At 55.2% G+C, this 12,455-nt stretch carries 12 protein-coding genes; 8 read left to right on the forward strand and 4 right to left on the reverse strand.

The features are described from left to right. Window positions 1-140: 140 nt before the first annotated feature. Genes nirB through ACH518_RS13585 form a run of 3 tightly spaced genes read left to right on the forward strand, consistent with a single transcriptional unit; the run spans window position 141 to window position 3,935 of the window. Window positions 141-2,681, forward strand: a complete 2,541-nt coding sequence (gene nirB / locus ACH518_RS13575) for a nitrite reductase large subunit NirB (protein ID WP_445370470.1) — start codon at window positions 141-143, stop codon at window positions 2,679-2,681. Next, window positions 2,681-3,013, forward strand: a complete 333-nt coding sequence (gene nirD, locus ACH518_RS13580) for a nitrite reductase small subunit NirD (RefSeq protein WP_140911544.1) — start codon at window positions 2,681-2,683, stop codon at window positions 3,011-3,013. Before nirB ends, nirD begins: the two co-directional genes overlap by 1 nt. 4 nt (window positions 3,014-3,017) lie before the next feature. Continuing rightward, window positions 3,018-3,935, forward strand: a complete 918-nt coding sequence (locus tag ACH518_RS13585) for a PhzF family phenazine biosynthesis protein (RefSeq protein ID WP_445370471.1) — start codon at window positions 3,018-3,020, stop codon at window positions 3,933-3,935. A gap of 51 nt (window positions 3,936-3,986) precedes the next feature. Here ACH518_RS13585 and ACH518_RS13590 read toward each other — a convergent pair whose 3' ends face one another. The 4 genes from ACH518_RS13590 to ygfZ form a co-directional block, all read right to left on the reverse strand. Next, window positions 3,987-5,717 carry a DEAD/DEAH box helicase gene (locus ACH518_RS13590; RefSeq protein WP_278212114.1) on the reverse strand — a complete coding sequence of 577 codons (1,731 nt, stop codon included), beginning with the start codon at window positions 5,715-5,717 and terminating at the stop codon, window positions 3,987-3,989. Window positions 5,718-5,838: 121 nt separating this feature from the next. Beyond that, complete coding sequence (locus tag ACH518_RS13595) at window positions 5,839-6,813, reverse strand: COX15/CtaA family protein (protein WP_445370472.1); 975 nt, start codon at window positions 6,811-6,813, stop codon at window positions 5,839-5,841. A 12-nt stretch (window positions 6,814-6,825) separates the two neighbouring features. Further along, window positions 6,826-7,668 (reverse strand): HDOD domain-containing protein, encoded by an 843-nt coding sequence (locus ACH518_RS13600; protein ID WP_445370473.1) that lies wholly within the window; start codon window positions 7,666-7,668, stop codon window positions 6,826-6,828. A 13-nt stretch (window positions 7,669-7,681) separates the two neighbouring features. Further along, window positions 7,682-8,623: a CAF17-like 4Fe-4S cluster assembly/insertion protein YgfZ gene (gene ygfZ / locus ACH518_RS13605; protein ID WP_445370474.1), complete on the reverse strand. Its 942-nt coding sequence runs from the start codon at window positions 8,621-8,623 to the stop codon at window positions 7,682-7,684. Between the two features lie 87 nt (window positions 8,624-8,710). On the opposite strand from ygfZ, the gene ACH518_RS13610 reads away from it, so the two are divergent. The 5 genes from ACH518_RS13610 (at window position 8,711) to ACH518_RS13630 (ending at window position 12,408) form a co-directional block, all read left to right on the forward strand. Further along, complete coding sequence (locus ACH518_RS13610; RefSeq protein ID WP_445372998.1) at window positions 8,711-9,121, forward strand: protein YgfX; 411 nt, start codon at window positions 8,711-8,713, stop codon at window positions 9,119-9,121. Continuing rightward, window positions 9,118-9,987, forward strand: a complete 870-nt coding sequence (locus ACH518_RS13615) for an HDOD domain-containing protein (RefSeq protein WP_140911537.1) — start codon at window positions 9,118-9,120, stop codon at window positions 9,985-9,987. The genes ACH518_RS13610 and ACH518_RS13615 overlap by 4 nt, the downstream gene beginning before the upstream one ends. Further along, window positions 9,984-11,177, forward strand: coding sequence for a diguanylate cyclase (locus ACH518_RS13620; RefSeq protein WP_445370475.1), 1,194 nt, complete (start codon window positions 9,984-9,986; stop codon window positions 11,175-11,177). The genes ACH518_RS13615 and ACH518_RS13620 overlap by 4 nt, the downstream gene beginning before the upstream one ends. Window positions 11,178-11,287: 110 nt before the next feature. Continuing rightward, the gene (locus ACH518_RS13625; protein ID WP_445370476.1) at window positions 11,288-11,605 is read left to right on the forward strand and encodes a hypothetical protein; all 318 of its coding nucleotides are present in this window, start codon (window positions 11,288-11,290) and stop codon (window positions 11,603-11,605) included. 41 nt (window positions 11,606-11,646) lie between these two features. Further along, on the forward strand, window positions 11,647-12,408 hold the full coding sequence (locus ACH518_RS13630; RefSeq protein ID WP_186289506.1) for a complement resistance protein TraT: 762 nt from the start codon (window positions 11,647-11,649) through the stop codon (window positions 12,406-12,408). Window positions 12,409-12,455 lie beyond the last annotated feature (47 nt).

Genomic DNA, 12,455 nt, shown 5'->3' on the forward strand with positions numbered 1-12,455 from the left:
GAGTGTACTCGTTTCGTCAGGACGCCTTTTTTTTGGCCGGAAGTTTGGGTGCCGGGACAAGTTGCGAACCCTTTCGCCGAGTAGCCACAGAATGGTTAACTCGGCGCCTACGGATTAATCTGAATCGACAGAGGCCTGAGATGAGTAACAAACAAACCCTGGTTGTGATTGGCAACGGCATGGTTGGCCAGCATTTTTTGAGTAGTTTGGCGGGCAGTGCGGCGCTTGCAAACTACCGGGTAGTCACGTTCTGTGAAGAACCGCGCCCTGCATACGACCGCGTGCACTTGTCGGAATATTTTGCCGGCAAAACCGCGGCAGACCTGTCTCTGGTCGAGTCCGGTTTTTTTGCCGAGCACGGCATCGAAATTCATTTGGGGGACAAAGCCGTCGAGATCGATCGCGCCGCCAAGCAAGTCACGTCGGCGAAAGGCTTGACGATAGCGTACGACAAGTTGGTATTGGCGACCGGCTCCTACCCGTTTGTGCCGCCGGTGCCTGGCCACGAGCGGCCACAGTGTCTGGTATACCGCACCATAGAAGACCTTGAGGCGATTCAAGCCGCCGCAGCGCAATCTAAAGTGGGTGCCGTCGTTGGTGGCGGGTTGTTGGGTTTGGAAGCGGCAAAAGCGCTGAAGGACTTAGGTCTGGAAACCCACGTCGTCGAATTTGCCCCGCGCTTGATGGCGGTGCAATTGGACGAAGGCGGCGGCGCGATGCTGAAACATAAGATCGAAGCGCTGGGCGTCAACGTTCATTTGAACAAGAACACCACCTTGATAGACGACGGCATGCAGTGCCGGCACAAAATGAATTTTGCCGATGGCCAAGTGCTGGAAACCGACATCGTATTGTTCTCGGCCGGGATTCGGCCGCGCGACGAGATCGCCCGCCAATGCGGGCTGGAAGTCGGCCCCCGCGGCGGCATCGTCATCGACAATCAATGCCGAACCTCCGATCCGGACATTTACGCGATCGGCGAATGCGCACTGTGGAACGGCCAGATTTTCGGTCTGGTCGCGCCGGGTTATACCATGGCCAGAACTGTCGTCGCCGCATTAAACGACGACGCGGCCAGCTTTACCGGTGCCGACATGAGCACCAAACTGAAGCTGATGGGGGTCGATGTTGCCAGCATCGGCGACGCTCACGCCAGAACGCCGGGAGCATTGGTTTACACCTACCAGAACGGTTCGGCCGAAATCTACAAACGCTTGGTGGTCAGCCAGGATCAAAAGCACCTGCTCGGCGCAGTGTTGGTCGGCGATGCCGCCGGCTACGGCACCTTGTTGCAATACTGCCTGAACGGTATCGAGTTGCCGGAAAATCCGGATTCGTTGATTTTGCCGCAGCGCTCCGACCAATCGGTGGGACTGGGGCCCGACGCGCTGCCGGCGTCGGCACAAATCTGCTCCTGCCACGACGTCAGTAAAGGCCAGGTCTGCGGCGCGATCGAAGCCGGTTGTCTGACGTTGGGCGATTTAAAAGCGCAGACCAAAGCCGCCACCGGTTGCGGCGGTTGTTCGGCGCTGTTGAAGTCGGTATTGGACTGCGAATTAGGCAAGATGGGCGTCGCGGTCAGCACCGACCTGTGCGAACACTTTGCCTACACCCGCCAGGATTTGTACAACCTAATTATGGTCGGCCAGATCAAAACCTTCGACGAATTACTGGATAAACACGGCAAGGGCTTGGGCTGCGAGGTTTGTAAGCAAGCCGTCGGCTCGATCTTGGCTTCTTACTGGAACGACTACATTTTGGAAAAACCGCATATCGGTCTGCAGGATACCAACGACACCTTCCTGGCCAATATGCAGAAAGACGGCACTTATTCGGTGGTGCCGCGGATCGCCGGCGGCGAAATCACCCCGGATATGTTGATCGTGCTGGGACAGGTCGGCAAAAAATACAATTTGTACACCAAAATCACCGGCGGCCAGCGCGTCGACTTTTTCGGTGCCCGGCTGGAGCAATTGCCGGCGATCTGGCAGGAACTGACCGATGCCGGTTTCGAATCCGGCCACGCCTATGGCAAGTCGCTGCGCACCGTCAAATCCTGCGTCGGCAGTACTTGGTGCCGCTACGGTGTCGACGACAGCGTGGGTTTGGCGATCGAACTGGAAAATCGCTACAAGGGTTTACGGGCGCCGCACAAAATCAAATTCGCCGTGTCGGGTTGCACGCGGGAGTGCGCAGAGGCCCAGGGCAAGGATATCGGCGTCATCGCCACCGAGAACGGCTGGAATCTGTACGTTTGCGGCAACGGCGGCATGAAACCGCGCCACGCCGATTTGTTCGCCACCAATCTGGACAAGGAAACCCTGATCAAATACATCGACCGGGTATTGATCTTTTATGTGCGTACCGCGGCCCGGCTGCAACGCACTTCGGTCTGGATGGAAAACATGGAAGGCGGCCTGGACTATTTGAAGTCGGTGGTGATCGACGACAAGCTCGGGATTGGCGGCGATCTGGAGCAGCAGATGCAGCGTGTCATCGACACCTATCAATGCGAGTGGAAAACCACCTTGCAGGACGAACAACGCCTGAAACGGTTCCGCCATTTCGTCAACAGCGACCAAGCCGACGACAACGTAGTGTTTGTCGAGGAGCGCGGCCAGATTCGGCCGGCCAACGATTTCGAGCGCAAACATTTTAAACTGGTTGAGGAGGCCGCCTAATGAACAATTGGATCGATGTCTGCAGTATCGACGATTTGCAGCCGGATTCCGGTATTTGCGCTCTGGTCGGCGGCCAACAAGTGGCGATTTTTTATCTGCCGCGGCGGCAAGCGGTTTACGCGGTCGGTAATTTCGACCCGTTCAGTCGCGCGAATGTGTTGTCGCGTGGCATGATAGGCGACATCGGCGGTGAGCCGATGGTGGCGTCGCCGATGTATAAGCAGCATTTTCATTTACATACCGGCGTCTGTTTCGAAGATCCCAGCGTCGCAACGCCTGCATACCGGGTCAGAATCGATCGCGGCAGGGTAGCGGTGCAGTTGCCGGAGTAAACCGATGAAATACCGCTATTACATTGCCGACGTATTTACCCGGCAAATCTTTAATGGTGCCCAGATTGCGGTGTTGCCGCAGAGTAACGGTCTAAATACCGAAACGATGGTTGCCATCGCCAAGGAATTGAACCTGCCGGAAACCGTGTTCTTGTTTCCAGGCCAGGGTGCGGGTAGCGGTCGGCGTATGCGGATTTTTTCTCCGTTCGGAGAGATTCAGTTTGGTGGTCAGTCCATTGTGGCCGCGGCTTATGTGATGGCTGCTTGCGGCGATATTGCACTGGCCGACCCGGTGACGCCATTGTTGCTGGAACAAAACGTTGGCGTGATCGAAGCCAATATCTCCAGCGTCGGCGGCAAGCCGGTACTGGTGCAGTTTAGCCGGAGCATTAGCGCCGTCGTCGACCGCTTTGCGCCCAGCGATGAAGAGCTGGCCCAATTCCTCGGTTTGCAAATCGCCGACTTGGACCATAAGAAATATTCGCCGCGCCTGGTTTCCTGCGGATTTCCGTATCTGGTGGTGCCGGTGTGGAGTTACGAATCGGTGCGTAGGGCCCGATTCGATTATTCGGCGTGGAGCCAGTCCAGCGCCCCGCAAACCGCCGCCCAGGAAATTTTGTTGTTCGCGCCTAAATCGCCGAACCCGGAAGCGGATTTCACCTTGCGTCTGTTGGGACCGAACATCGGCATTCACGAAGATCCGCCGGTTGGTAGTGCAACGCCGGCATTTTGCAGCTATCTGTGCTCCTTCGAACACACGCGCAAGGGTACCCATGTTTTCGCCGTCGAGCGCGGTCACCACGCCGGTCGCCGCAGTTTGATACAGTTGGAAATGGACAACAAGCAGCAGGAGTATCTGACGGTCCGAGTCGGTGGACAGGCGGCAATATTTGCCGAGGGCACTATCGATTTGCTGGATTGAACCGGCGTATTGCAGGCCGGCGCGATTCCCGCGCCGGCTGCATTTGCCGGCTTATTCCCGGCTTTTAGCGCGTTTTGAGGTTGAGCCGACGCGTTTTTTGCTTTTGTCTTTCTTGACCAAAGCGGCGTCGAAACGGGAAATGTTCAACGGCTTGCCGGCCACGCGCACTTTTTTCAAAGCTTGAAATAAGTCTTTCGGCATGCCGGCCGGTAACTCCACGGTGCTGTAGTGTTCCTCGATTTTGATACGGGCGATGTGGTCGCCGTCGATGCCGGTTTCGTTGGCAATGGCGCCGACGATGTTGCCGGGCTTGACGCCGTCGGCGCGGCCGACTTCGATCCGGAACATTTCCATTTCCACTGCGCCGACGCGGCCTTTTTCCCGGCGCGGGCCACGTTCGCCCCGCTCGGTTTGCGGTTTGCTATCGGCATCTTTGCGCGGTTTTTTGCCGCTGTCTTTCAGCAGTAACGGTGTGTCGCCCTGCAACAGTCTGGCCAGGGCCGCGGCGATGTCCATCGCCGGAACGTTATGTTCCACCTGGTATTGGTTGATCAGCTGCGTATAAAAACTCAGTTCTTCGCCGGCCAGCGTGTCGGTGATGCGCTGTTTGAATTTGTTGATCCTGGCGTTGTTGATGAATTCGGTCGACGGCAGCTGCATTTCCTCGACTTTCTGTTTGGTGGCCTGTTCGATATTGGCCAGCAGGCGTTTTTCACGTGGCGAGACGAACAGGATCGCGTCGCCGGTGCGGCCGGCGCGGCCGGTGCGGCCGATACGGTGAATATAGGACTCGGTATCGTAAGGAATGTCGTAGTTGACGACGTGGGTGATACGGTCGACGTCCAGGCCGCGGGCGGCAACGTCGGTGGCGATCAGAATATCCAGCTTGCCGCTTTTCAGGTTGTCGATGGCGCGTTCGCGCAGTGCCTGCGACATGTCGCCGTTGATTGCCGATGCGGAAAAACCGCGCGCCTCCAATTTTTCTGCCACTTCGATGGTCGCGGTTTTGGTGCGGACGAAAATGATCATGCCGTCGAAATTTTCCGCTTCCAGAATCCGGGTCAAGGCGTCCATCTTGTGCAGGCCGCTGACAAACCAATAACGTTGGCGGATGTTGGCTGCCGTGGCGGTTTTGACCTTGATCGTGACTTGTTCCGGGTTGTTCAGGTATTGCTGGGCGATTTTGCGGATCTCGCTTGGCATCGTTGCCGAGAACAATGCGGTTTGCCGGGTCGGCGGAGTTTGCTCCAGGATCCATTCCACGTCGTCGATGAAGCCCATCCGCAGCATTTCGTCGGCTTCGTCCAGCACCAGGGTTTGCAACTGGTCCAGTTTCAAGGTGCCGCGGCGCATGTGGTCCATAACCCGGCCCGGCGTACCGACGATGACATGCGCGCCCCGGTTCAGTTGGCGCAATTGGCTGGTGTAGTCCTGGCCGCCGTATATCGGTAACACATGGAAGCCCTTGATGTGCGCGGCATAACATTGAAAGGCCTCGGCCACCTGGATTGCCAGTTCCCGGGTCGGCGCCAGCACCAGGGCTTGCGGGTCCTTTTGCTTGATGTCGATGCGGTTCAGGATGGGCAGGGCGAAGGCGGCGGTTTTACCGGTACCGGTTTGGGCCTGGCCCAACACATCTCGGCCGGCCATGACGAACGGTATGATTTGAGCCTGAATCGGCGAAGGAGTTTCGTAACCGACGCTTTCCAGCGCTTTGAGTATGGGATCGGCGAGGTTGAGATCTTTGAAGGAAGGCGCGGTTGCGGAGGGCGTATCGGACATTAAAAATACCTGTAGATGAAAAGAGATCGGCCGGCTAGGAGCACAGTCATAGCCGGCATTGTAACGCAGTTCGGTTGAATCTTGCTTAACTTATTGATAATTACAGAAAAATATCGATACGCTATGCTGCCCGGTTTGCCGAATAGCTCAGGCAAATAAACAGAAAAAATTGGGCGCCGAAAATCAGGTTCGCCATCAGCAAATGCACCGGTTGTGCAAACGCCGGGAAGCCTAAACGGTCCAATGTGACACCGGCCAGAATAGCCGTCACGATTAAGCCCGCCAGGACATAGCCTAGCCGCAACAACAGGTTGCCGGCGGCCGCTTGCTCGCGGATTTTCCAAACCAGCCACAGGTTGGTAAACAGAATGACCGACGAAAACGAGCGGTGGACGTAGAAGATGATTGGAAAACTGTCGCGCCAATATTGGCGGTCAATGTAACTGTGTTCGTGAGCGATGTAATCGACTGCTTCCCGTACCTGGGTGCCCATCGCGATTTGCAGTAAGGTCATGCCCATGGCTACTTTCAAAACCGTCGCGAAACGCGGCGTCAGCCAATGTGTGTCTATCGCCTGGAGCAGGGGTTTCTGCGAGCGGGCGATGGCATAAATCAACAGTGCGACGATGCCCAGGGCCAGCAGCATGTGCAGCGTAATCATCAGCGGTTTCAGGTTGCTAGCTACCACGGCCGAACCGAGCCAGCCTTGAAAACCAACCAACAAGAACACCGACAGCGCCAAATAAAAAATAGTCTTGTCGGCTTTCAGATAAATGCGCGAGGACCAGGCCGTCAGGAAAATCAAGAAACCTATCGTCACGCCGACCAGGCGGTTGGTGTATTCGGTCCAGGTCTTCACCGGATTGAAGGCCGTATTCTCGTAACCGCGCGCAGCATATATTTCGTGGTAATTGGCCGGAAGCTGCGATTCGTCGGTGGGTGGGACCCATTGGCCGAAGCAGGTCGGCCAGTCGGGGCAACCCATGCCGGCGCCTGAGGCGCGGACGATGCCGCCCACCAGAATCACAAAATACACGGCGAATATTGTCAGCGCGCCTAGGCGACGGAAGCGGGCGGCAGCCTGATCGTCTATCATGGTGTGGCGGGGTTATAAAAACATGGACTGGGCCAATTCGATCTCTTCGGAAACCCCTTCGATTTCCAAAATTTCGGCATCGGCTTGCAGGCCCAATTTGGCAAAAGCCGGCACCGTACTCCAATCGACCCGGCAGGCGGGGTGATCGGTACCGGCGATGCTTTGTAAGAAGGCAACTTGTACCAAGTCCACATAGTCGGCTTGCGGACCGGAATCCCGCTGAAAATCGACGTATTCAGACGGCACCCGCTTCAATTCTTCCGGAAAATTCCAGGTATTCATGATGAGTTTACCGACGTGCGGATGGGCCTTTTCCAATAGTTTGTCGAGTCGGGAGGGGCTGTCGCGGAATTCCGGAATTTTTTCCACCAAGGTCAGTATCGGCAGTTTGCCGATTTGGTGGATCAGGCCCGCCAGCATGGCTTCGTCGGCGTTCAAGTGTGGAACGAAAGAACTCAGGGCGCGGGCGATCGCCGAGACGTTCACGCCCTGTTCCCAGGTACTGCGGAAGTAGCTTTCCAACAATGCGCTGGCAGGCGTAAACATCTGCTGCATAATCAGGCTGGTGATCAGAGTCCGGATCGTGTTGTTGCCGAGCCGGGTTACCGCCATTTGAATGTTTTTGATTTCAACGGTGCCGCGGTACAAGGGGCTATTGGAAACCTGAATCAGACGTGCCGAAATTGCCGCGTCGGTGGCGATGATTTCAGCCAGACTTTGTGCGGTGGCGTCGCCTTTGGTAACAGCTTCTCGGACTTTGATGGCAACGTCCGGCAGCGTCGGCAATACCAGACGATTGGCGTCCAATTCCGCTTGTACGTGGACCAGAAAGTCTTGAACTGATTTGAATTGCATGAATGAATTTCCGTTATTGGACCGAAATCAGCGTCAGTTGCGCGTGGTTATCGCCGTCAAGTATAAGGTGTTTTGGCATACCATCAACTATTTGCAGGACCAACAATAGGCGTGTGCTGTTTTCCCAGGTAGCGGCAGTGAGGACGCTTCCGACCGTTTGTGTGTCGCCGTCCAAAACGGCGGCGCCAGGCTGCGGTTGGCTGGCGCCTGAGCAGGCTGCCACGAACAACGCGCGTTTAACTTTACCGAGGTAATGAGTCCGCGCCACAATTTCCTGGCCGGTATAGCAGCCTTTATTGAAACTGATACCGCCGAGTCGGTCGATATTCAGCATTTGCGGGATGTGCTGCTCGGACTGCTCCGGACCGAACCACGGTAAACCTGACGCTATGTCGTGGTAGCGCCATTCCGCCGGGCTCCCGTGGGTAAAACCGGGGTGATCAGTCAATTTTTCTACTTGGCTAGCGACTTCGTGTTCCGGCACCAGCCACAAAAACCGTTCGCTGCCGGGTAGCTTGAGCAAGAGCTCCGGGCCGGTAGACACTGCAAAATCGGCCTGAAGCGACGTTCGGTCGTTGAAGTTGCTGGCACAACCGGTGATCCCGAATATTTTCAGCCGGTCGTCCATCGTCAATTCCACTTTGGCGCGCAGCACATACATGCGTAGTTTGCGGTAAACGCTGTCCCTTAGCGCGAGCGGCAGAATCAATAAGAATCCTGGTGGCGTTTTGACCACTAACAGCGTACTAATGACCCGGCCCTTGGCGTTACAGAATGCCGCGATGCTGGCTTGCGATTCGGTCAGGTCGAGCACGTTGCAGGTGAGTTGGCCTTGCAAAAAGCCGGCGGCATCAACACCGTTGACGCCGATGGCAGCCAACCCGGTGTCGGCGTATAGTTTTTGGGGAAGTTTCGCTGGTTCTGCCGCTACGGCCGGAGTAGGGTCTACAATCATAAGGCTGTTAAAACCGAGAATAATTTGATTAGTTTACCTTAGGTAAGGCCGGGTGAAGGTTTTGTGACCAAAAATCTCGAGCAAAGCGTGGATTTTAACTTTGGCGTTTCCCGACAGCGCCGGATATGTGTTAGCGTCTTGCACAGCTTGGCGTTGGCAGGTTGTTGGCTGAATGCATTACCGGCGGGTTGCCGGGTAAGTCTGGCGGCGTTGGTGGTTTTGAGCTGGGCCAAAGCAATTGTGGCCGAAAAGGTCGGACCAATTCAGTTACGCTTCCATTTGAGTCGAGGCTGGTCGGCACGAGAAGGGCTAGGCGAATTTCTCCCGATTCGTTTGCTGCCGAGCTCCGTTGTTAGCCGGGTGGTGGTGGCGGTGCATTGGCGCGACGGGAGTGGAGTCCGCAACTCACTTGCGGTGTTCCCCGATATGTTGCGACGCGACCAGTTCCGCAGGTTGCTAGTGTGCCTGAAAATTTCCCAAATTGACCAAACCAAATGAACGCTACTTCTCGAACCATCGCGTTAGAAATAGGTGCATTGAAAAACCTGCCGGCCTTACCTGAGGCCAGTGTCAGAATACTTGCTGCCGTGAATACGCCGGATATTTCGATAGATAGACTAAGCTCGGTGTTGGCGTTGTCACCAGCGCTGGTGGCCAGACTGTTGGGATTGGCCAATTCTGCATATTTTTCCCGCGGTGGTGTTGTCAGCGATTTGCGTACCGCGATTTTCCAGGTTTTGGGTATGGACTTGGTCAAGTCGTTGGCGTTAGGGATTGTGTTCAACGCCCAATTCGATACCACTAAGTGCCAACATTTCGATAGCGAGCGCTTCTGGAGCGAGTCGCTATTGATTGCGATTGCGGCGCAAAAATTGGCGACGGAAAGCCGCCATTTGCATGGTTTCTCGGTATCGACGGTTTATACCAGCGGTTTATTGTTGAATATCGGTTTGCTGGCGCTCGGATTTTTGCTGCCGGAGCAGCTGAACGCGATCCTGGAAAAATGCAAAACGTCCGGGGAAGCGGTCGGTGACGAAATCGCCCGGGAATTTGGGCTTAGCCATTACCAATTCGGCTACGTGTTATTGAATAGATGGCAATTGCCGGTGGTGTATCAGACCGTACTGGCGAACTTCCGGCAACCGAATTTTAGCGGCCCGGAACGGCCTTTGCTGGTACTGCTCGGTTTGTCCCGCCAGTTAAGCGCCCGCATTTATAGCGGAACGGCGGTAAATAGCGGCGTGGTGGATGCGGCTTGTCGCGAAATCGAATTATCGGAACCAGCTATCGAAAACCTGGTGGATTGGCTAGCTCAAAACAAGCAGGCTTTAGATAGCTTGGCCGGCGTGATGGGGGCGCGATGAATTCGCAATCCGAAGGCACAAATCCTAGTCAAACCATTGGCATTCATGACTTGGTGATGGATTTGTTCAACGCCTTGTCGGCGATTAAGCAGTTGTCGGAACTCGACTGCCAGATCGACGACGAAGCCCTGCTGGTAAAACAAGCGCTCACCGGTTTGATTCAGTATCAGGACATGGAGCGCTGCTCGTTTTTTATGCTGGATGATTTGGGATGCCTGACCAATTTAGCCGGAACCAGCATTCAAGAGTCACTGCAAGTGGTGGAGTCGGTAGCGGACACGCCGCTAACCTTCAAAATCGGCGAGGGGATAATCGGTGCGGCTGCCGCGACCGGTGAGTTGCAGTATTGCCGAAATTGTCCGGAAGATCCGCGGTTCGAAAGAACGGCGGATGCTACGCCGCCGGGTTCGCTGATCAGCGTACCGGTGTTCACCTTGAATCGGCAGCTGATCGGCGTATTGAACGTGTCGCATCCGCAGCCGTTTTACTTCAACGATTGGCACATCCGCTTGCTGGAAATCTACAAAAATATCCTCGGTCAATTGATTACTAGCCAACGTTTGGTGCGGCAAATGGAGCGACGAATCGCGTCGCGGACGGCCGAATTGGAAAGTCTGGTCGCTGAAACCAATCAGCTCAAAGAACATTTCGCCAGTATGTCGATGCACGATCAGTTGACTGGCCTGCATAATCGGCGATTTTTTTACGATCAGGTCGAAATTGTTGTCGCCCAGCATATGCGTTATCGCAACAGCTTGTGTTTGTTGGTGCTCGATATCGATCATTTCAAAGTTGTTAACGACCGCTTCGGCCACTTATTCGGTGACCAGATACTGGTCGGTGTCGCTTCCGCATTAAAACGCCAAGTCCGCAGTACCGATATATTGGTGCGTTTCGGCGGCGAAGAATTTGTATTGATTTTTACCAATACGGCGAGCGAGGGCGGTAAGGTTTTCGGCGAGCGGATTCGGCAGGAAATCAATAAATTGGAATGGAAATTGGGCGGTCAGAAGGTAAACGTGACACTGAGTATCGGCCTGTTTTGCTTGGCAGCCGACAGCTATTCGGATAACTTGGCGCCGGACATCGACGAGATGATTAACTGTGCCGATGCGGCGCTTTACCAGGCCAAAGCCAATGGCCGCAACCAATTAGTAGTATTCGACGACCACATAGTGCGCGGCGATTAACGTTGTCGGCTCAAATCGGTTGTTCGGCGGCATTATCGATTCTAAAATCGGCGCGATTGTCATCAAAACGGAGAACGGCGTTGTGTTCTCTTGGTATCGGAGGAGATCGAATGAAACAAATGTTACCGCAGTGCGTTTTATTGCTGGGATTGATAGCGGCAAGTTGGGTGGTTCGGGCCGACCAGGCCAGCGACATGCAAAAGATGCTCAACGATCAGGTTATGGTCAAACCGTTCAGTGTTGAGGATGAGGCCAAGCTGAATAGTTATATCGAAGAAGCGACGAAAAGAGGTACGCCACCGAAGTCCGAGCCCAGTAAGTACTGGCGCCGCGGTTACACCTGCAACGATTTACGGCGTTACTCTTGGAACGATTACCGGGATTGCAGTTATTACTACCGTTATTACGGCTATTATTGGCCTTACTAAATTGCAGTTTTATTTTTGGATCAATTCATTTGGAGATATAGATGGCTATTGCTCGAAACACATTCATGAAACTTGCCGGTGCGGCGGCTGTGGCCGCAATGTTGGGCGGGTGTGCCGCCGTACACACATCGATTGCCAAAAAGGACCTGGACGTCCAAACCAAGATGAGCGACACGATATTTCTCGATCCGGTCGGGCCGGAACAGCGCACCATCTTTCTCGATGTGCGCAATACCTCGGACAAAGCCAATTTTGACGTGATGTTACCGGTGAAACAAGCTCTGCAGTCCAAAGGTTACATCATTTCCACCGATCCGGAAGCGTCGCATTATTGGTTGAGAGCCAATGTGCTCAGTGTCGATAAAGCCAGTCCCACCGCGGCGGAATCGGCGTTGCATTCCGGCTACGGCGGTTCGTTGGCGGGCGCAGCGGCCGGTGCGGCAATCGGCGGCGGCCTCGGCGGTTGGTCGGGAGCCGGTATTGGCGGTTTGGCCGGTGTCGCGGTTGGCGGCGCCATTGAAACCATCGCCGATGCTGCAGTCAAGGACGTAACCTACATGGTGGTCACCGACATCGAAATCGCTGAGAAGGCCAAAAGCGGTGTTGTCGTTAGGCAGGACAGCCAACAGGACGCCAAGCAAGGCATCGGCGGTTCGCGCCGGCAAACATCTTCGGAAGTCAGCGACCGAAAAAAATACCGCACGCGGATCGTCAGCACTGCCAATCAGGCCAATTTGGAATATGAGGCGGCGGCGCCAAGCTTAACCTCCGGTTTGGTTAGATCGATCTCCGGTTTGTTCTAAAACGCTTTTGCTTCTATCCGATACCTTTGCTGCGCCAGCTGTCCAGG

This window comes from Methylomonas sp. HW2-6 (assembly GCF_052474525.1).

Excerpts from the sequence above, each read along its gene's own strand:
- ACH518_RS13595 (WP_445370472.1), bottom strand. The coding sequence starts at position 6,813 with ATGATAGACGATCAGGCTGCCGCCCGCTTCCGTCGCCTAGGCGCGCTG.
- ACH518_RS13625 (WP_445370476.1), top strand. The coding sequence starts at position 11,288 with ATGAAACAAATGTTACCGCAGTGCGTTTTATTGCTGGGATTGATAGCG.
- ACH518_RS13600 (WP_445370473.1), bottom strand. The coding sequence starts at position 7,668 with ATGCAATTCAAATCAGTTCAAGACTTTCTGGTCCACGTACAAGCGGAA.
- ACH518_RS13615 (WP_140911537.1), top strand. The coding sequence starts at position 9,118 with ATGAACGCTACTTCTCGAACCATCGCGTTAGAAATAGGTGCATTGAAA.
- nirB (WP_445370470.1), top strand. The coding sequence starts at position 141 with ATGAGTAACAAACAAACCCTGGTTGTGATTGGCAACGGCATGGTTGGC.
- ygfZ (WP_445370474.1), bottom strand. The coding sequence starts at position 8,623 with ATGATTGTAGACCCTACTCCGGCCGTAGCGGCAGAACCAGCGAAACTT.
- ACH518_RS13585 (WP_445370471.1), top strand. The coding sequence starts at position 3,018 with ATGAAATACCGCTATTACATTGCCGACGTATTTACCCGGCAAATCTTT.
- nirD (WP_140911544.1), top strand. The coding sequence starts at position 2,681 with ATGAACAATTGGATCGATGTCTGCAGTATCGACGATTTGCAGCCGGAT.
- ACH518_RS13630 (WP_186289506.1), top strand. The coding sequence starts at position 11,647 with ATGGCTATTGCTCGAAACACATTCATGAAACTTGCCGGTGCGGCGGCT.
- ACH518_RS13620 (WP_445370475.1), top strand. The coding sequence starts at position 9,984 with ATGAATTCGCAATCCGAAGGCACAAATCCTAGTCAAACCATTGGCATT.
- ACH518_RS13590 (WP_278212114.1), bottom strand. The coding sequence starts at position 5,717 with ATGTCCGATACGCCCTCCGCAACCGCGCCTTCCTTCAAAGATCTCAAC.